Source organism: Piscinibacter sp. XHJ-5, from assembly GCF_029855045.1.
In the GTDB taxonomy this organism is placed as follows: Bacteria; Pseudomonadota; Gammaproteobacteria; order Burkholderiales; family Burkholderiaceae_C; genus Albitalea.
Map to the genome: position 1 here is coordinate 4,673,292 of NZ_CP123228.1, position 18,118 is coordinate 4,691,409.

The following is an 18,118-nucleotide window of genomic DNA, read 5'->3' on the forward strand; positions in this document are numbered from 1 at the left end:
CATTCCGGTTTGAGGGACACGACATGTCGCTTCTCGGCAAGGCAGCGCTCGCAATGTGGTGGGATATCGCCCCCGAGGTCAAAGCCGACTTCGAGCACTGGCACGCCCACGAGCACTTCCCGGAGCGCCTGGGCATTCCGGGCTTCCGGCGTGCGACGCGCTGGAGCAGCGCCTCGGACGATGGAGGCATGTTCGTGATGTACGAGCTGGACGCGTTCGAGGTGCTCTCCTCGCCCCCCTACGTCGCGCGGCTGAATGCGCCTACGCCATGGTCCCAACGCCTGATGCCGCACCACAGGAACATGGTCCGCAGCCAGTGTCACGTGCTGGAGTCACATGGGGGTGGCGTGGCGCGCCATGCGCTGACGATGCGCTTCTCGCCGGCGGCCGGGCGGGAAGCCGAGCTGCGGGCGTTCTTCGCTGCGTTCAGCGGATCCATGGCGAACCAGCCCGGGTTCACCGGCGGACATCTGCTGAAGCACCAGGCGCCTGACATCGCGGCGACGACCGAGCAGAAGATCCGAAACAACGCCGACCAGGCGGCAGACTGGGTGTTCGTCGCGTGCGGCTACGAGCTCTCGGCCTTGGAACGGCTGACGAGGACGGACCTGAGCGAAGAGCGGCTGCACTCGCGCGGGGCCACGCCGGGCGGCGCAAACGGCTTGTACACCGTGTCCTGCTCCGCCACCGCGACAGACTGCACCTAGGGGCGCTGCAGCCGGGGCCAACGGCACAATGAGCCATGAGCCGACCTGGAATGAGCAACGCACGCCGTGAAAGGAATGGCCGCTGATGAGCCGCCCGCGCAGCGTCGCCGCCGCCGTCCTCGCCCTTGCGCTCGTCATCCTGGCGTGGCTGCCGCAGCCCCAGCACATCGCACTCGAGACGGCCGAGGCAGGATTGAAGCGCGCACTGGCCACCTATGCCGTGGCGCGCGGCCTGGATGCTCTCGTCTCGGCCGCGCAAGGCACGCAGGTGAGCGCGGCGCCGGCGGGCATGGGGGTGATCACCGCTCCCGGCCAGTTGCTCGACCCGGCCAACGACCTGCTCGAGCAGTTCTCGTCGCTGATGCTGACCGCCATCGTGGCCTTCGGGCTGCAGGTGCTCCTGCTTCAGGTCGGCGCGCACTGGGTGCTCTCGCTGTCGTTCACCGCCGCCGTGGTGCTCGCGGGTATGTCGTGGTGGCGGCGACGTCGTGTGCCGCCGGTCTGGACGCGCGTGCTGCTCGTGCTGGCCGTGGCGCGCTTCGCGGTGCTCGGCTGCACGTTCGCGAGCGACTGGCTTTATCGCGGCTATCTCGCCGAGCGGTACACCGTGGCGCAACAACAGATCGACAAGGCGTCCGACATGCTGCGGCGCAGGGACATCGACGTGCGGCAGCTGCCCGAGCAGCTGACCCAGGCCGCCGAGCTCATCGTGCGGCAGGTGGTCGACCTCATCGTCGTGTTCCTGGTGCACACCGTCATCTTCCCCGTGGTGACGCTCTGGTTCGTGGTCGCGATGGGCCGCGCCCTGGTGGCCGGCACGGTGCCGCGCGGCGCACCGGCAGCAGGCCCGCCCGACTGAGTCCACGTGCCCGACAAAGGCAAGAGCGGTCACGTCGTGCAAGCGCTTCGCCACCGGGGCAGCAAGCACAACCGATAGGGCGCGAGCAAGACGCTCACTTCGAGCCCACGGCCCGGCCCGCTCGTCCTAAGGAGTGAGGATGCGGTTGCACCGATCGCCGCCTACAAATGCAGCGCGCCTCGCATGTCAAGCAAGGCGCGCAGATCGGAGACATTGCCATGAGCCACGTCGTGAAGGTATTGATCGTTACCGATAACTCCGGAGGATTCCTCGCCGACGACTTCCACTTGGGCGAATTCGTCGGCGTCTTGCAGAACACTGCCTGGGAAGGCTTTGGTGTGGAGATCACCAAGGCACATCGCGAGAACGTGACTGCTGCATCGGTCGGTGCGGACCTCGTCAACTTCGATTTCGCGTCGCACGATCTATCGCAGTACGACGAAATACTGTTGTTCCCCATCCGGCGGGACGACCAGGTCATGCTCTCGCCCGGCGCAACGCCTCGGAACAGCAATGCGACGGACGCCGAGGTCGCCGCGATCGCGCGTTTCATGGATGCGGGCGGCGGCGTGTTTGCGACAGGCGACCACGAGGACCTCGGCGCCGGCTTGTGCGCACGCCTGCCGCGGGTGCGAAACATGCGCCGCTGGTACTGGCGCAACCCGGGGCCCAATGGCGAGCCACCGGCGCCATTTGGCACACCGGGCCTGGCGACTCAAGACGAACTTCGCGATCGCTACGACACGCTGCGTGCCGGACTCGACGCGGATCCGACCGACCCGAATGCCAACTACCAGTTCGACGACCAGTCGGACACCGTCGCACAGACGATCCGGCCGCGCATGTTCGAGGTGCGAAACACGCGCTACCTGCGCCAGCGCTGGCCACATCCGTTGCTCTGCAGCCCGGAGGGCATCGTGCGACAGTTGCCCGACCACGCCCACGAGGGACATTGCGAGGTTCCGGCGAACCTCGACTTGCGGGTGACGACGGGCGGCTACGACCAGGACGAGTACCCGCTCGTGGGAGGCAGCCGGCTTTCTCCTGTCGTGGTGGCACACGCGACCGTCATTGGGGGGCACGAGACCTTTGCTCCCTACAAGCCTGCGGTCAACGGCCGCATCTTCGGAGTCATCGGGGCCTTCGACGGGCACCGCGCCGAACGTGCTGGCCGCCGCATGGGACGTGTGGTGGTCGACGCGACCTGGCACCACTTCTTCAACATCAACCTGGTCGGCGATCCGCGAAGCGGCGAAGCGGCGAAGCGGCTCGGATTCCGGGCTCCTCTCAACCCCGGACAACCCGACCACTACCGGATGATCAAGCACTACTTCCGCAACATCATCTATTGGCTGATCCCTGCGCACCGCCGCCACTTCATGTTGTACGCAGCGTTGGCCACGATGCTGCAGTCGGGCCAGTTCTCCGAGCTGAATCCGCTGGTGCGTGAGCGTGACCTGGTGCGTCCCGGTCTGCCACAGCTACGTGCGCTTTCGCAGCTCGCCGATGCCTACTTCCGTCGTGCGCGGGGAGCATGCTGGACCCTGGAGTTCGTCTTGCCGCTGTTGGCGGAGTTCGACCCGTTGCGGCGCTTCTGGGAACGTGTCGAACAGTGGGTGGACCCCTGGACGCCGCAGCGCAAGGCACCGTCCACCGCGGCGCCATTCGATCCGGCACTGCTCACGGATGTGGCGGTTGGCGCGGCCGTGCTGGCCGCGATGCAGGCTCACGCGGACAGCGGCCTGCCATTCGGAATGAAGTCCGAGCCGAAACAACTCGCGGCGGCAGAAGAGCAGTTCCACACGCGCTTGCCGAACGCCCTCGAACTCGGCATGCGGCAGTTGGCACACCAACTGGAGGCCGATCGCGAGGAGCTGGCGGCACTGACTTCCGTGGCCGCGTCGTCTGCCGCCAGTCGTTGATCCCGAGGCCGACCTCCCCAGTCGGTGGGGCACCCGGACACAGGGGTCACTGGAAACAAGGCGGGCCGGGCGAGGTCACCCAGCGCACCACGCGCTCGGCGATCGCTTGCGGCGGCTGCAATGCGTCGACGCGAAGCACCCCGGGCTCGTGGAGTGGAGGCTCGAGCGCGTCGAATTGAGTCGCGACGAGCGCGGCCGGAAAGAAGTGCGATGGTCGCCGCGCCACGCGCGCCTGCGCGGCGGCCGCGTCGAGTTCGAGCCACACGAAGCGCAGGCCCGGTGCCGCGGCGCGCAGGCGGTCGCGGTACGCCGCCTTGAGTGCCGAGCAGGTCAGCACCGCGCCAGCGGGCCGGCACTGGAGCTGCGCACCCAGTGCGTCGAGCCATTCGGCACGGTTGGCGTCGGTCAGCGGCGTGCCGCTGCGCATTCGCGCGCGGTTGTCCTCGCTGTGGAATTCGTCGCCTTCGACCAGCGGCAGTCCCAGCCCCTCGGCGATGAGCGCCCCCACGTGCGACTTGCCGCAGCCGGAAACGCCCATGACAACGATCCAGGTCACTGCTTCGGTCACCTCAGTCGGCCTTGATGTTGTTGGCCTTGACCACCTCGCCCCAGGTCTTGAAGTGGTGGCGCGTGAGCTCGCCGAGCTGCTCCGGCGTGCCGCCGCCGGGCTCGTCGCCCCGCTCGAGGATGTTCTTGGTGATGGCCGGGTCCTTCAACGCCGTGTTCATGACGGCGTTGGCCTTCTTCACCACGTCGCTGGGAACATTGGGCGGACCGTACAGCCCGATGAACGAGACGATGTTGAAATCCTTGAGCCCGGCCTCGGCCGCCGTGGGCACGTCGGGAAATGCAGGAACTCGCTTCTCGCTCGTGACGAGCAGCGGTCGCAACTGGCCCGACTTGATGAAAGGGGCGATGACTGAAGTCGCATCGAACATCGCGTCGAGCCGGCCGGCGATCAGGTCGGTCATCGCGGGGCCGCTGCCCTTGTAGGGCACGTGGTTCATCGGCGGCTTGCCCAGCCGCTCGCGCAGCAGCTCCATCGTGACGTGCGGAAGCGCACCCACGCCGCCGGTGCCGTAGTCGATGCCCTTGCCGGCCTTGGTCCTGGCCTTCACGTGCTCGACGAAGTCGGCGTAGGTCTTGACCGGCGAGGAGGCCGGAACAGCAAGGACCAGCGCCGACTGCAGCATCACGCCGATGGGTGTCATCTGTCGCATGTCCGCGATGCCGACGGTCGGGTACACATGCGCCGCGATCGTCATCGAGCCGTTGCCCACGTACAGCTTGTAGCCGTCGGGTGCGGCCTTCATCACTTCGACGGCGCCGATGTTGCCGTTCACGCCGGCCTTGTTGTCGATGACGACCGCCTGACCCAGGCCGGTTTGCAGGCCGGCCATCAGCACGCGGGCCGCAAAGTCGGTCTGGCCGCCGGGCGGGAAGCCGACGACGAGGGTGACGGGCTTGGTCGGCCACGTGGCTTGCGCCCGCACGTCAGGCGCCGCGAGCAAGGTGACGCCCAGCGCCATTGCGGCAGCCAGGACGGAGCGGCGCGTGGCCGCGAGGCGAGTCGTCATCATGGAGTTTCCTGTGAGCGGTGTTGCGACTTTGGATAGCGCTATCCTAGGACAGCGCTATCCAGAATCCCATCAGGGTTTCCACGCATCGGTGTCACGATGAGTTTCAGAGGGAAAGGGGCACACGTGTCGGATGGGATGCGGCTTGGACAGCGCTGTCTGGCGCTGCCCTGGCCTCATCTCCGCAAGGACATGGTCAGGTCCACGCGCAGTGCGCCGCTCGCCGATCAGCGGCAAGCAGTTCGCGCTGGCCATGCAGCTCGTCGTCCTCTCGCCTCAGGACCAGACCGGCGCGCTCGAAGATCCGGCGCATCGGCAGATTGCGTACGGCGCACATGCCGACCAATGCTTGGGCGCCGCTCGCGCGGGCGCGCACTTCGAGCATCGCCATCAATCGCGACCCCAGGCCCCTGCCGCGAAACTCGCGGTCCACGCTGAAGGCCCCTTCGACGCGACGCTGACCACCGGCTTCGTAGACGCAGCCGTGCGCCAGACCCACCACGTCGCCACGAGGATCCTCGATGCCGAGCAGGATGTCGCTCTCATATCGCAGGCTGGCGCAATACGCGCGGATGGTCGCGTCGGTCACGAGGCCACCGCCGAACCGCAGCGAACGATCTCCGGTATCCAGCCGAAGCAGATGCGATTCGATCCGTGCGGCGTCCGCGGCACACAGGCGGTGAAGTGTCCAATTCATCCGGCTCTCCTTCAGGCGAGGTGTCCGCCTGTGCCGGGACGTACGCAAGCCCGGCGGGAATCCGGCCACCAGTCGGATCAGCGCGACGAATGCCGCAAGGGTGCGCGGCGGACCCTGTCGGTCAGTCGCTCAACGCACCGGCCAGGAGGAGGCGGGCCTTTTCCCATTGCCGTCGGACCGTTCGTTCGGAACTGCCCATGGCCTGCGCGATCTCCGGCTCCGTCATGCCGCCGAAGTAGCGCATCTCGACCACCTGCGCGAGCGCAGGGTCCGCCTGGGCGAGCACCTCGAGCGCTTCGTGGACGCGCACCACCTCGTCCTCGCCGCCCGGCGCCGCCACGGCGTTCGCTGCCTCGGTGTCCAGCGGAACGTGCCTGGCAGCACCACCCCGTCGTTCGGCGAGACGAGCGCGCGCAAGGTCGACGATCACCGAGCGCATGACGCGCGCGGCATAGGCGAAGAAGTAGTGCCGGTCCGTCACCGGCAGCCCTTGGGGCCCGATGAAGCGCAGATAGGACTCGTGGACCAGCGCGGTGGTGTCCAGCAGCGTGATCGGCTGATGCTGGCGCAACCTCGACCGCGCCAGACGCTTCAGTTCGTCGTAGAGAAGCGCGAAGACGCGCCCGGCCGCCTCCTGATCGCCCTGGCGCGCTGCGCCCAGCAATTCGGTCACCTCCGACATTCCGCGCTCCGCTGGTGTGGCGGATGCAGTTTATCGGCGCAAGCGCGTCGCAGGCCGGCAGTGGTCGCAACGAATGGCCGGATCGGCACGGGGTTCGCGTACGAGTGGACGAGCGGCCTTGTCGCTCGCCCTGCGGCGAACGCCTGCGGGCACCTCGAGGAGAACGCCATGATCCGCGCCCCGTATGACGCTCGTCCGTTCCGCCCTGCCACGCCGGTGTGGGCACTGCTTGCCTACTACCTGGTCGTCGTGTTGCTCGTCGTCGGCCTGGTGGCACTGCACTTCACCCGCTCGCCACCCGTGGTGGCGACGCCCGTCGAACGGGCGTCTGCAGCCTCGGCGTCGCCGACGCCGGACATGAGCTCGCCGCAGGGCGGCGATTCGTCCGACCGTGATCTCGCGGGGGCGTCGATCGGAGCGTACGAGCGATGAGGACGGTGGCGCTTGCCTGCACTGCCGGTCGCCCGCGTGGGAAGCGCCGTCGGCGCGCCCCCCGTGCGCGCTTGCAATGCGCCCATGGCTGACCGACGATTGCCCCGCCATGGATTTCCGCCATCTCCTGCCGCTGGTCGCGGGCATCGTCGGGTCCGCGGCAGTCTTGTCGGTGCATGCAGGCCCGATCGCCGCGTATGTGGTGGCGATCGAGGGGAGATGGTCCGCGCATGGCACGGGCACGCCGCTGGTGGTCGGCAGCCCCCTGCCGCCGATGGCCCGGCTGGCGCCGCTCGGCGCGACGCCGCGCCATCGCATCGCCGTTGTCGCCGCCCGCGGCGGCGCGCTGGTGCTGACCGTCGACTGCGCCAAACCCCGCGCTTGCGACCGACCGATCACCGTGCAGACGCCGGACGGAGCCGGGGACAGCGACTCCCAGGACTCGTGGCTGCAGCGCCTGATGGCGCGGATCGAAGGCAAGCCGGAGCGCTACGTGGCCACCTTGTCGCGCTCGGGCGGCGCGCCGATGGAATCCGTTCTCGCGGCGACCGGCGATGAGGTCGACATCGCTCCGGCGCTGAGGCCGGTTCCCCCGGGCCGCTACACGGTGTCGCTGCATCCGCTGGAGTGCCGACCGCCCTGTGCGCCGCTCGACGCCGACGCGCCGTTGAACTGGTCGCAGGGGGCCCGCGTGGCCCTCTCGCTGCCCGGGATGCGCCCCGGCCTCCACGACCTTGTCCTGGGTCGCCCTGGCGCCGCTGCCGTGCAGCCGACACGCAGCGCGCGCGTGCTCGTGCTGCCCAAGGACGAAGCGAGAGCCGCGGCATCGCGGCTCGATGAATGGACGGCCCGGGTGGACAGCTGGCGGCCTGCGCTGGACCCCGCGCAGCGCCAGTCGCTGATGCGCGCCGCCCTCGACGAACTCGCCGCTGTCCGGTGATGGCCGTGCGCCCCCCTTCACGTCATGGCACCGCGACCCCCAGACCCGCGCCGTTGGCGTCGCCGGTGGGCCGCCGCCATCACCGCCCCCATCAGCGCGGCGGGCAGCAGCGAGAGCACGGCATACGACCAGGGCACCGGCACGCCGGCGGCGGCCATCGCTCCCGAGCCGATGCCGATCACCACGCCGCTGGCGGCCAGCGCCAGGGCCGCGCCGCGCACGGCGCCCAGCCGGTCGATCGTGGCGACGGCGGCCAGCAGCGGCACCACGCCAAGCGCCAGCCGGGTGCCGAACCCGGGCCGACGATATCCCCGGCCCGCGATCTCGGTCTCGACGAGCTGCGCCAGGATGTCGATGCCGGCCTGCACGCCCAGCGGTGTCGCATGAACGTCGGTGCCGTCGTAGCGCCCGCCGAGCAGCACGATGCGGCCGCGCACGCGTCCGGCCCAATCGAAGCCCGGTGCCAGGACGACGCCCGCCGGAAGCTCGGTCCGGTCGGTGGCGACGAAGCGGATCGCGCGCACCGCGGTGTCGCTGCCATCGCTGCCCGCGACCAGCGGGCCGAAGGCGGGCAGCCGCCCGGCGGCGGTGTCGACCGCACGCGTGTACCAGCGCACACGACCGCCCTCGGCCAAGGTCAGCGCCAGTCCGCTGCGGGCCGCGTCGGCGTGATCCGCCCCGTGCACGCCGCGTGGCGACGGCACGGCAGCGCCTTCGCTCGGCGCCAGGTCTCGGGCCCAGATGACGTTCTGCGCCGCCGAAGGCGTCCCGCGCAGCGCGGCGAACGCCGGCGCCGACGTGTCGATGTCGACACCCAGTGTGGCCGGACCTCCGTCGAGGATGCGTTGCACCAGCTGCTGCAGCCTGCCGGCATCGAGCGGGCTGTGTCCGCCGAACAGTTGCCGGTGATCGGCGCTGCCGATGGTCACCAGCACCACGCGACGCTCCGCATCCAGCGGGGGTGTCAAGGCAGCGTCGATGCGCGCGGCCGCGTCATGCACCGCGGGCCAGACGGCCAGCAGCAGCCAGGCCGGCACCGCCACCCACAGCGCGGCTCGCTGCCGGTGCAGGACGCCGCCCAGCGTCCGCCATGCGCGGCGCGGCAGGCCGTGCAGCGGGCGCCGCCCACGTACGCGGGCCAGCGCGTCCGCCATGCAACGCGCATCAGCCGGACGCCGGGAGGGATCGGGATCGAGCGCCTGCACCACGATTTCATCGAGGTCGCCCGCCAGACGCCGCTGTGCCTCGCGGATGCCGCCTTCGACCTTCGCCACCGCGGCGCCGGGCGTGATGGCGCGGCTGGGCGGCACGGTCTCCTCCGCGTCGCGCCACGACGGCCGCGTGCCGGTGAGCAACTCGTACAGCACGACACCCACTGCGTAGAGGTCCGAGCGCACGGTCACGCCCTCGCCGAGCCTTTGCTCCGGACTGGCGTAGGCCGGTGTCATGGCGCGGCCCCAGCGCGCCGTGAGCTCGGTTTCGTGGGCCTGCCCGTCGACCAGGATCTTGGCGATGCCGAAGTCCAGCAGCCGCGCTTCGCCGCGCGCGGTGACCAGGATGTTGGCGGGCTTCAGGTCGCGGTGCAGCACACCGCGACCGTGCGCGTAATGCAGCGCATCGAGCACCTGCAGCACCAGCCCGATGCGGCCATCGAAGTCCAACCCCTTCGCATCGGCATGCTGGTCGAGCGGAAGGCCCTCGACATAGGCCAGGGCCAGGTAGTGCTGTCCGCGATCGGTGACACCGGCGTCGATCAGCCGCGCGATGCCGGGGTGGTCGAGCCGCTCGAGGATGGCGCGCTCCCGCTTCAGACGCTCGAGGAACTGCTGGCTCGCCAACGACACGGCCGGCAGCTTGAGCGCCACCTGGTGGCGATCATCGGCTTCGGCCAGCCACACCTCGCTCATGCCGCCGCGCCCCAGTTCCCGCACGAGACGGTAAGGGCCGACGCGATCGCCGGCGCGCAGCGCAAGCACCGCCGCCGGAGGAACGACCGTGGTGTCGCGGCCCAGCACTCCAATGCCAAGCGTGCGTGCCGCGAACAGCTGGCGCAGCCGCGGCGCCAGCGCGGCCTGCGCCGGAGGCAGTGCGTCGAGCCAACGCTGTCGCGCGGCATCGTCGGGCAGGTCGAGCGCCTCGTCGAGCAGCGGAAGCAACAGCTTCATCTCGGCCGGCCCGAGAGGGGAAAGACCGGCCGTGCGGTTCCCGTCTGGCAAGGCAACCCCTTCGTTGCGTGGGCGGAATTATCGGTGGGGATTGCCGGTGCGAGGGCATCCGGATGAGCACGACACCGCAACGGCTTCGAACGGGCTTGCGCCGCCACGTGCTGTGCATCTTGTTCGTCTGCGCAGCCGCCTGGCTGCCATCGCATGCGGCGCCATCGTGGTCGGGTGAAGGAGCGGACTGCGCGGGTCTGCTGAGTCCCGAACAGCGCTGGGCCTGGGTGCGGCATCCCCGGAACCCGCTCCGCGCGGTGCTGCTGATCGACGACGGGCGCCTGATGCCGCTGCGTGTCGACCGCGAGGCCGTCTCCCTCTCCGGGTCGTGGCCCCTGGCCGACTGCCGCATCGAGGCGGTGCCTCCGCCCACGCTGACACTGGCGCTGCCCGATGCGGCAGCGGCGGCACTGGTCGACGCGGTGACCGATGCGCCGAGTGCCGAGGAAGCCGCTGCCCGGCCCGGTGGGCTGGCGCAGCGAGAAGCACATTGGCGCCAGGCCGAAGAACGCCTGCGTCCCCTGCTGGACGACCAGCCCCAGACGCCGGTGTCGGCAGCGCTGCTGCAGCGCTTGCAGGCCCTGGTGTCGGAGGCGGCGATTGCAGCCGGCGGTGACAACGATGCACAGCCGCTTCAACGTCGCTGGCAGGCGCTGCGCGAGAGGCTGGGTCCGGATTCCGCTGCGACGCTGGAGGCATTGATCGAGCTGGCCGCGGCCTGCATCGAACTCGAGCGACCGGGCGACAGCTTCGCCGCGCTCGATCCCGACATGGCGGTCCTGCGCCAGGCGAAGACCCTTCCCCGGCGCCAGACGCTGCGCGCCGAGCTGCTCCACGTTCGCGCCTTGTCCAACCTGCACGGGGCCGCTCGCGCGCTGCCTGCCGCCTCGGCCTTGGTTGCCGCCGCACAAGCGGCATTGCCGCCGGGTGACCTGACGCGTTGGGACTGCGAATTCATGCTGGCGCGGGTGCTGATCGGCGCCGGGCGCCGGGAACAGGCGGCCGCCCTGCTCGAACGCTTGGCGACCGGGTTGACCGAGCCCGCCTCGCGACGCGCCGGGCTGCTGCATGACCGACTGGCCGTGGCCTATCTGTCCATCGGACGCCTGTCAGAAGGGCTGCTCGCCACGCAGCGCAGCTACCTGCTCACGATCGAGCTCGTCGGGGCCGACCACCCTGACGGACTGCGCGCCATCAACAACTACGCGAACAACCTGCGCCAGATCGGCGACCTCGAAGCGGCCGAACCGTTCGCCCGCCAGGCCTTCGAGGGCTATCGCCGTCGCTATGGCGACGGCCACAGCGTCGCACTCATCTCCGGGCGCAGCCTATCGCTGGTGCTGGGCGAGCTGCACCAGCCCATGCAGGCGCTGGCGGTGATCGAACCCCAGCTGGCCGCCGCGCAACGCCGGCTGCCTGCCGACGACCCACAGCTGCTCAACACGCGCATCCATCACGTCGAACTGCTCGACCTCGTCGATCGACATGCCGACGCGGTGGCGGTGGGCGAGGCCCTGCTGGCGCCGGTCGAGCGCCGTTTCGGCAGCGAGGGCGAGCTCACGATCGTCGCCTACACGCTGGTCGCCGGTGCCGCAGCCGGTGCCGGTGACCGGGAACGCGCGCGTCGGCTTCTGGATGACGCGGTCGAGCGCATCGCCCGCATCGACGATCAGCGTCGCGCCCTCGCGTTGCTCGACGTCGCCGCGCGCGCCGCCGAACGCGTGGGCGATCCGGTGCGACACGAGGCGCTGCTGGCCCGCTTCGTCGACCTCGCGGAACGTGCCGACCGCTCGGGACTCTCCGAGGACACTGCCTCCTGGGTCCAGCAGTTCCGGGCAGCGCCGCATTTGCGATGGGTCGTCATGCGCGCGGAGCGTGGCGAGACGGAAGCGGCATTCGACCTCAGCGAGCGCTTCAAGGGTCGCGTCCTGCTGGCCACCCTGGGCAGGGTGGCCGGCGACGCCAGCCCGGTCCTGCCCGAAAAGGTGCGGCGAGAACTGGCCGACGCCCGCCTGCGAATCCGCACGGCCGAGGCGGAAGCCGCGGCGGCAACCGAGCTCGGCGCGCGCATCGCGGCCGGTGCGCGCAGGGAAGCGGCGTCACAGGACTATCTCGCGCTGCGCAAGCGCGTTCAGCGCGAGAACCCGCGCTTTGCCGCGGTGTCCGATGCGCCGGTGCTGACGGCGGGCGATGTTCCGCGCCTGTTGACGCCTGGCGCCTGTCTGTTGAGCTTCGTCATGGCGGAAGCTCACGCCGGCGTGTTCGTGCTCGCGCCTGGGCAACCCATTCGCTGGCTGACCCTGCCGCCGCCGAAGTCCATCGACGCGTGGGTCCAACGGGCCCGCGATGCCTGGTCCACTCCTGCCGGCGCCAACGGCGAGGCCGCATTCGAGGAGCTGGCCCGAGTGCTCGAGCCCGCCGTGAAGGCCTGCCCGCGTCGAACCCGACGGCTGATCCTGTCGCCCGACGGAGCGCTGGCGCTCCTGCCCTTCGAACCGCTGGCGATCGGCGGTCGTCGACTCGTCGAGCGCTACGACATCAGCTACGTTCAGTCGTTCTCGGTGTTCGGTGTGCTGCAACGCCGGCAGCCCCCACCGGTCGGGCAGCGCGCGCTGCTGGGCGTCGGCGCACCCAGCTTCGCCGCCGATGCCGAGGCCGGATCGGTCCATCGGAACCTGCCGGCGGCGGCTGTCCGGTCGGCCGCGCAGAACGCCGCCGTGGCGACACTGGCACAGGATCCTCAAGCGGCGCGCAGAGCGTTCGACGCCATGGGCATGCGCTGGTCGCCGCTGCCCGGGGCCGAACGGGAGCTCAGGCAGGTTGCTCGGCTCTTCCCTGCCGCGGCGCTGTTGACGGGCGACGAGGCCTCGGAGGAGCGACTCGCGAAGCTCAACACAAGCGGAGCGCTGTCACGCTTCCGATACCTGCTCTTCGCCACGCACGGCTTCCTGTCGTACACGCATCCCTCGTTGTCGTCGATCGTGCTGCGCCAGCCGGGCACGCTCCAGCACGATGGCTACCTGACGGCCGCCGAGCTGCCGCTGTACCGCCTGGACAGCGAGCTTGCCGTGCTGTCGGCGTGCGAGACGGGTGTCGGCCCGGTGCGTGCAGGCAGCGGCGTGATGGGGTTGCCGCTGGCGCTGATGGCGGCTGGCAACCGCCACACGGTGGTCTCGTTGTGGAGCGTGCCGGACCGCAGCACGGCGGAGCTCATTCCCAGGATGTTCCGCCATCTGCGCCAGGGTGCGACGCCGGCCGTGGCACTGTCGCGCGCCAAGCGCGAGCTCGCGCGACAAGCCTCGTACGTCGACCCTCTGCACTGGGCGGGCTTCGTGCTCTACGGCGCGCAATAGCAATCAGCCGGACAGCGCGGCCGGCCCTTGCGGCGGCACACCGGCCCGGCCTGATGACGCCGGCATCGACGCGACGCGGATCGATCGCAGCGGGTCCTTCGCTGGCGCACGCCCCCTCGTTCTCGGGACGGCCCCGACGCGTCCCCGCCCGTGCCTGCTTCGTAGGTGACGGCTGGACCCTCTTGCCGCGACCCGCTCCATGTCCGTACCCCGCACCGACCCTCGCGCCTCCATGGCGCGGCGACTCCCGCGCGCCGTGCAGCCGCTCCTCACCTGGCTCACCGGCCGACCTGCGCCCGGCGAGCGGGCGCGCGCACGCGCCCCGTGGACCTTCCTGCTCGAGGCGCAGGCCTGGACCGTGCTCGGCCTGCTGGTCGGCGCCGTGGGCTTCGCGGTCCACGGCCTCGCCTCGGCCGCGCTGATCGCGCTCTCGCTGGTGATGACGACCGCCGGCGTGAGCCTGTTCCAGATCGCGGTGTTCCACCGGTGTGCGCACGGCCAGCTTTTCGCCGATCGCCATCGCAACCGGCTCGTCGGCCGGCTGGTCTCCGCGCTCCTGGTGTTCAGGCACTTCGACCGCTACCGGCACGAGCACATGCGTCACCACAACGTGCGCACCCTCCTCACCGAGGCGGACGAGTTCACCGACTTCGTGCTCGGCCTGTGCCGGCTGGAGCCGCAAATGCCCAAGCGGCAGCTCTGGCGCCGCGTGCTGACGAGCCTGGTGTCGCCGCGCTTCCACGCCCGCTTCCTGCTGCGCCGGGCGCAGATGTCGTGGATGTCGGGAGACGGCCTGCACGACACGGTGGGCGTGTCGCTCTGGGCGCTGACTGCGGCAGGATGCGCGGCGGCAGGGTGGCTGACACCGTTCCTCGTGCTCTGGGTGCTGCCGGTGACGCTGCTGCTGCAGCTGACCACCGTCGGACGCATCCTCATCGAGCACCGCTTTCCCGATGCGGCGCATGCCGGCGACCGGGACAAGGCGTTCCTGTGCCGCGCCACGCTCGGGGTGTTCCCCGGTTCCGCGCCGCCGGTTCACGACACCGCCACGCTGCGCGGCCTGCTCGCCTGGACCGGCTGGTGGGCCGACATGCTGACCGTGCAACTGCTGGTTCGCATGGTGGTGCTGGTCGCGGATGCGCCATGCCACGACTTCCATCACCGCCGGCCCTCTTCGCCACGCTGGACCGAGTACGCGCACGCGCGGCAGGACGACCCGGATGCCGGCTGCCCCGGCTATCCGATGAACTATGGCGAGACCTGGGGTCTGTTCCGCGCGATCGACGAGAACCTGGCGGCGTTGTCGCGCCTGCCGCGCGAGGCGATCCCTTCATCAGCGCGAGGTGTACGCTAGGCCTCGCCAAAGGCGGTACAACCCTGACCGCGCCGGGGCGAAATGCGGTGAAGGCCATGCGCCTCCTGCCAGCCCTGGACACATCGCGCAATGAATGGAGACCTGTCATGGCACCCAAGCGCATTGCCCTGCTTCTTGCCGGCCCCGCATTCCTGCTGGCCGCTTGCCAATCGATGTGGCAATCCTCTTCTGCGCCAGGCAGGAACGCCGGCGTGGAGCGGCTCTACATCCTGAACTGCGGCGAGGGCGTTGCCGGCGACATTTCACGTTGGTCGCCCGGGGTGAACGTCGGGAAGTCGATGGACTTCGTCGACAGCTGCTACCTGATCAAGCACCGCGAAGGCTGGCTGCTGTGGGACACCGGCGTGGCCGACGCGATCGCCGCCATGCCGGATGGCCAGCGTCCGGCCGATCCCCGCGCGACCCACTGGCGCCGTCCGAAGACGCTTGCGGCCCAACTCCAGCAACTGGGCGTGAAGCCCTCCGACATCAAGTACGTCGCGTTGTCGCACAGCCATCCCGATCACAGCGGCAACCTGGCGATGTTCCCGCGGTCGATGCTGCTGGTGCAAAAGGCCGAGTACGACTGGCCCACGACGAGCGGCCCGCGCTTCCAGCCGGGCCTGCCCGTGACCCCCATCGAGGGTGATCACGACGTGTTCGGCGACGGCAGCGTGACGCTCGTCGCCACTGCGGGTCACACACCGGGCCATCAATCGCTGCTGGTCAAGCTGCCGAAGACCGGCGCGGTGCTGCTCTCGGGCGATGCGGTCCACTTCAAGGACAACTGGGACAACCGCCGCGTACCGGACATCAACTTCAACAAGGAGCAGACCGCCGCCTCCATGCAGCGACTGGCCGACATCATGGCCAAGGAAAAGTCCCAGCTCTGGATCAATCACGACAAGGCGCAGCGGGATGGACAAAGGCTGTCGCCCGGCTTCTACGAGTGAACCGGCCGCTCGACCCGGGCCTCGTCGCGCACACGGCGCGGGTAACATGGTCGCTCCTTGTCCGAGGGCCCGGCCATGCCGCTGCGTGAAAGCCTTCTCGTCCGCAACAACGTGCGAGTCGCCGGCGTGCCCGACGGCCCGCCCATGGTGTTCGCCCACGGCTTCGGCTGCGACCAGAACATGTGGCGCTTCGTCGAGCCCGACTTTGCATCTCGCTACCGCACGGTGCTGTTCGACTACGTCGGCTGCGGCAACTCCGACCGCGGCGCGTTCCAGGCCTCGCGCTACGACCATCTCGAAGGCTATGCCCAGGACCTCCTCGAGGTCTGCGAGACGCTGGACCTGCACGACGCCGTGCTGGTCGCGCATTCGGTGAGTTGCATGATCGGCCTGCTGGCGGCGATCCGGCAGCCGTCGCGCTTTTCCAAGCTCGTGATGGTGGCGCCGTCGCCCCGCTACCTCAACGACGGCGCCTACGTCGGCGGCTTCGAGCGCAACGACATCGAGAGCCTGCTCGGCCTGATGGACCACAACTACATCGGATGGGCAGGCGCGCTGGCGCCGATGGTGATGGCCAACCCCGACCAACCCGAACTCGCCGCGGAACTGGAGCAGAGCTTCTGCTCCACCGATCCGGTGGCGGCCCGGGTCTTCGCGCGCGCCACCTTCTTCGCCGACAACCGCGACGACCTCCCGCGTGCGCCGGTGCCCTCGCTGATCCTGCAGGTGCGCGACGACGCGATCGCCCCGCTGGCGGTGGGCGAGTACCTCGCGCGGTACCTGCCGCAGTCTGAATTGGTGGTGCTGGACGCAACCGGTCACTGCCCGCACATGAGCCACCCCGCGCTGACCATCGCGGCGATGGAACGATCGCTGGGGCCCCCGCGTGCCGGTTGACCCCGTCGCCGCTTCGGCACGGTCCCTCGCCCACGTTCCGTGCGGCCTGCTGTCGTTCAGCGACGACGGGACAGTCCGCCACGCCAACGCCTGCCTGCATGGATGGCTCGACGCGCCGCCAGGCGAGCTCGTCGGCATGAACGTCGAGCGGCTGCTGACGCCTGCTTCGCGCATCTTCCACAGCACGCACTTCTTTCCGCTGCTCAAGCTCCACGGCCGAGCCGACGAGATCCACCTGGAGCTGCGCGGCATGGCCGGCAACGACCTGCCGGTACTGGCCAGCGCGGTGCGCGAGACCGCGGACGGCGAGGCGCTCAACCACTGCGCGCTGATCACGATGGTGCGGCGGCGAGAGTTCGAGGCGGCGCTGGTCCACGCGCGGCGCGCGGCCGAAGCCGCCACCGCCGCGAAGGACGAATTCCTCGCGGTCGTCTCGCACGAGCTGCGCACGCCGCTGAGCGCCATCGTCGGCTGGGTGCGGCTTGCGCGCTCGGGCAAGCTCGATGCAACGATGCTGCAGCGCGCGATGGACACCATCGACCGCAACGCGCAGATGCAGGCACAGCTGATCGAGGACCTGCTCGACGTGTCGCGCATCGTGAGCGGCAAGCTGCGCATCAGCCCGCGTGCGATCGACCTGCCGCCGGTGGTCGAAGCGGCGATCGACACCTCGCGGCCGGCAGCGCAGGCCAAGGGCGTGGAGCTGATCGTGCGCGTCGACCGCGACGCCGGCATCGTGCACGCCGACCCCGCGCGCATGCAGCAGATCGTCTGGAACCTGGTCGCCAACGCGATCAAGTTCACGCCCAAGGGCGGGCGGGTGCAGGTCGAGCTGGTGCGCGCCAGCTCGCGGGCGCGGGTGCGCGTGGCCGACACCGGCCGCGGCATCGAGCCGGCCCAGCTGCCCTACCTGTTCGACCGCTTCTGGCAGGCCGACGCCGCGCTGCAGCGCGAGCACGGCGGCCTGGGACTGGGGCTGTCGATCTGCAAGAGCCTGGTCGAGCTGCATGGCGGCTCGATCCGCGCCGAGAGCAACGGACTGGGGGCGGGGTCCGTGTTCACGGTGGACATCCCGCTCGCGGTGGCCACCGCCGGCGTCGCGGGCCTGCCGCCCGACCACGCGCAGGCCGAGGCCGAGTCGCCACTGGCCGGCTTGCGCGTGCTGGTCGTCGACGATGAGGCCGATGCGCGCGGGTTGATGAAGATGCTGCTGGCCGGCGCGGGCGCCGATTGCGAGACCGCGTCGACCGTCGACGAGGGCCTGGAGGCGGTGGTGCGGCAGCGGCCGCATGCCGTGGTGTCCGACATCGGCATGTCAGGCAAGGACGGCTTCGACTTCATCCGCGCGCTGCGCACCGACCCGCGTTATGCCGCGGTCGGGCCGACCGCGATCGCCGTCACCGGCATGGCGCGCGCCCAGGATCGCGTGAACCTGCTGCGCGCCGGCTTCCAGGCGCTGCTGGTCAAGCCGGTGGAGCCGGCGGAAGTCGTGGCGATGGTGGCAGCGCTGACGCGGCGGGGATAGGCCG

The 18,118-nt window shown here is 70.0% G+C and carries 15 protein-coding genes; 10 read left to right on the forward strand and 5 right to left on the reverse strand.

The window, feature by feature from the left end:
- The first annotated feature begins 23 nt into the window (after positions 1–23).
- The 3 genes from P7V53_RS22020 to P7V53_RS22030 all read left to right on the forward strand — a co-directional run bounded on the left by P7V53_RS22020 (position 24) and on the right by P7V53_RS22030 (position 3,488).
- The gene (locus P7V53_RS22020; protein ID WP_280151654.1) at positions 24–707 is read left to right on the forward strand and encodes a hypothetical protein; all 684 of its coding nucleotides are present in this window, start codon (positions 24–26) and stop codon (positions 705–707) included.
- A gap of 85 nt (positions 708–792) precedes the next feature.
- Entirely contained in the window at positions 793–1,566 is a 774-nt protein-coding gene (locus P7V53_RS22025; RefSeq protein WP_280151655.1) for a hypothetical protein, read from the forward strand.
- A 218-nt stretch (positions 1,567–1,784) separates the two neighbouring features.
- Entirely contained in the window at positions 1,785–3,488 is a 1,704-nt protein-coding gene (locus tag P7V53_RS22030) for a hypothetical protein (protein WP_280151656.1), read from the forward strand.
- 46 nt (positions 3,489–3,534) lie between these two features.
- Here P7V53_RS22030 and P7V53_RS22035 read toward each other — a convergent pair whose 3' ends face one another.
- The 4 genes from P7V53_RS22035 to P7V53_RS22050 form a co-directional block, all read right to left on the reverse strand.
- On the reverse strand, positions 3,535–4,044 hold the full coding sequence (locus P7V53_RS22035) for a gluconokinase (protein ID WP_280151657.1): 510 nt from the start codon (positions 4,042–4,044) through the stop codon (positions 3,535–3,537).
- Positions 4,045–4,057: 13 nt separating this feature from the next.
- Positions 4,058–5,068, reverse strand: a complete 1,011-nt coding sequence (locus P7V53_RS22040; RefSeq protein ID WP_280151658.1) for a tripartite tricarboxylate transporter substrate binding protein — start codon at positions 5,066–5,068, stop codon at positions 4,058–4,060.
- A gap of 193 nt (positions 5,069–5,261) precedes the next feature.
- Complete coding sequence (locus P7V53_RS22045; RefSeq protein ID WP_348273483.1) at positions 5,262–5,762, reverse strand: GNAT family N-acetyltransferase; 501 nt, start codon at positions 5,760–5,762, stop codon at positions 5,262–5,264.
- 121 nt (positions 5,763–5,883) lie between these two features.
- Positions 5,884–6,444 carry an ECF-type sigma factor gene (locus P7V53_RS22050; protein WP_280151660.1) on the reverse strand — a complete coding sequence of 187 codons (561 nt, stop codon included), beginning with the start codon at positions 6,442–6,444 and terminating at the stop codon, positions 5,884–5,886.
- Positions 6,445–6,612: 168 nt separating this feature from the next.
- On the opposite strand from P7V53_RS22050, the gene P7V53_RS22055 reads away from it, so the two are divergent.
- Positions 6,613–6,876: a hypothetical protein gene (locus tag P7V53_RS22055; protein WP_280151661.1), complete on the forward strand. Its 264-nt coding sequence runs from the start codon at positions 6,613–6,615 to the stop codon at positions 6,874–6,876.
- 109 nt (positions 6,877–6,985) lie between these two features.
- Positions 6,986–7,816 (forward strand): hypothetical protein, encoded by an 831-nt coding sequence (locus P7V53_RS22060; RefSeq protein ID WP_280151662.1) that lies wholly within the window; start codon positions 6,986–6,988, stop codon positions 7,814–7,816.
- A 17-nt stretch (positions 7,817–7,833) separates the two neighbouring features.
- On the opposite strand, the gene P7V53_RS22065 is transcribed toward P7V53_RS22060, so the two are convergent.
- Positions 7,834–9,981 (reverse strand): protein kinase, encoded by a 2,148-nt coding sequence (locus P7V53_RS22065; RefSeq protein ID WP_280151663.1) that lies wholly within the window; start codon positions 9,979–9,981, stop codon positions 7,834–7,836.
- Here P7V53_RS22065 and P7V53_RS22070 point away from each other — a divergent pair.
- The 5 genes from P7V53_RS22070 to P7V53_RS22090 all read left to right on the forward strand — a co-directional run bounded on the left by P7V53_RS22070 (position 9,903) and on the right by P7V53_RS22090 (position 18,114).
- Positions 9,903–13,385, forward strand: coding sequence for a CHAT domain-containing protein (locus P7V53_RS22070; RefSeq protein ID WP_280151664.1), 3,483 nt, complete (start codon positions 9,903–9,905; stop codon positions 13,383–13,385). The genes P7V53_RS22065 and P7V53_RS22070 overlap by 79 nt on opposite strands.
- Positions 13,386–13,617: 232 nt before the next feature.
- Positions 13,618–14,739 carry a fatty acid desaturase gene (locus P7V53_RS22075; protein ID WP_280151665.1) on the forward strand — a complete coding sequence of 374 codons (1,122 nt, stop codon included), beginning with the start codon at positions 13,618–13,620 and terminating at the stop codon, positions 14,737–14,739.
- 107 nt (positions 14,740–14,846) lie between these two features.
- Positions 14,847–15,692, forward strand: coding sequence for an N-acyl homoserine lactonase family protein (locus P7V53_RS22080; RefSeq protein ID WP_280151666.1), 846 nt, complete (start codon positions 14,847–14,849; stop codon positions 15,690–15,692).
- Between the two features lie 75 nt (positions 15,693–15,767).
- Complete coding sequence (locus P7V53_RS22085; RefSeq protein WP_280151667.1) at positions 15,768–16,589, forward strand: alpha/beta hydrolase; 822 nt, start codon at positions 15,768–15,770, stop codon at positions 16,587–16,589.
- Positions 16,579–18,114, forward strand: coding sequence for an ATP-binding protein (locus P7V53_RS22090; protein ID WP_280151668.1), 1,536 nt, complete (start codon positions 16,579–16,581; stop codon positions 18,112–18,114). The genes P7V53_RS22085 and P7V53_RS22090 overlap by 11 nt, the downstream gene beginning before the upstream one ends.
- Positions 18,115–18,118: the final 4 nt, after the last annotated feature.

Bases quoted from the DNA above. Each gene is read 5' to 3' on its own strand.
- P7V53_RS22075 (WP_280151665.1), top strand. From the start codon at position 13,618: ATGGCGCGGCGACTCCCGCGCGCCGTGCAGCCGCTCCTCACCTGGCTC.
- P7V53_RS22025 (WP_280151655.1), top strand. From the start codon at position 793: ATGAGCCGCCCGCGCAGCGTCGCCGCCGCCGTCCTCGCCCTTGCGCTC.
- P7V53_RS22080 (WP_280151666.1), top strand. From the start codon at position 14,847: ATGGCACCCAAGCGCATTGCCCTGCTTCTTGCCGGCCCCGCATTCCTG.
- P7V53_RS22085 (WP_280151667.1), top strand. From the start codon at position 15,768: ATGCCGCTGCGTGAAAGCCTTCTCGTCCGCAACAACGTGCGAGTCGCC.
- P7V53_RS22020 (WP_280151654.1), top strand. From the start codon at position 24: ATGTCGCTTCTCGGCAAGGCAGCGCTCGCAATGTGGTGGGATATCGCC.
- P7V53_RS22065 (WP_280151663.1), bottom strand. From the start codon at position 9,981: ATGAAGCTGTTGCTTCCGCTGCTCGACGAGGCGCTCGACCTGCCCGAC.
- P7V53_RS22055 (WP_280151661.1), top strand. From the start codon at position 6,613: ATGATCCGCGCCCCGTATGACGCTCGTCCGTTCCGCCCTGCCACGCCG.
- P7V53_RS22040 (WP_280151658.1), bottom strand. From the start codon at position 5,068: ATGATGACGACTCGCCTCGCGGCCACGCGCCGCTCCGTCCTGGCTGCC.
- P7V53_RS22030 (WP_280151656.1), top strand. From the start codon at position 1,785: ATGAGCCACGTCGTGAAGGTATTGATCGTTACCGATAACTCCGGAGGA.
- P7V53_RS22045 (WP_348273483.1), bottom strand. From the start codon at position 5,762: ATGAATTGGACACTTCACCGCCTGTGTGCCGCGGACGCCGCACGGATC.
- P7V53_RS22050 (WP_280151660.1), bottom strand. From the start codon at position 6,444: ATGTCGGAGGTGACCGAATTGCTGGGCGCAGCGCGCCAGGGCGATCAG.
- P7V53_RS22060 (WP_280151662.1), top strand. From the start codon at position 6,986: ATGGATTTCCGCCATCTCCTGCCGCTGGTCGCGGGCATCGTCGGGTCC.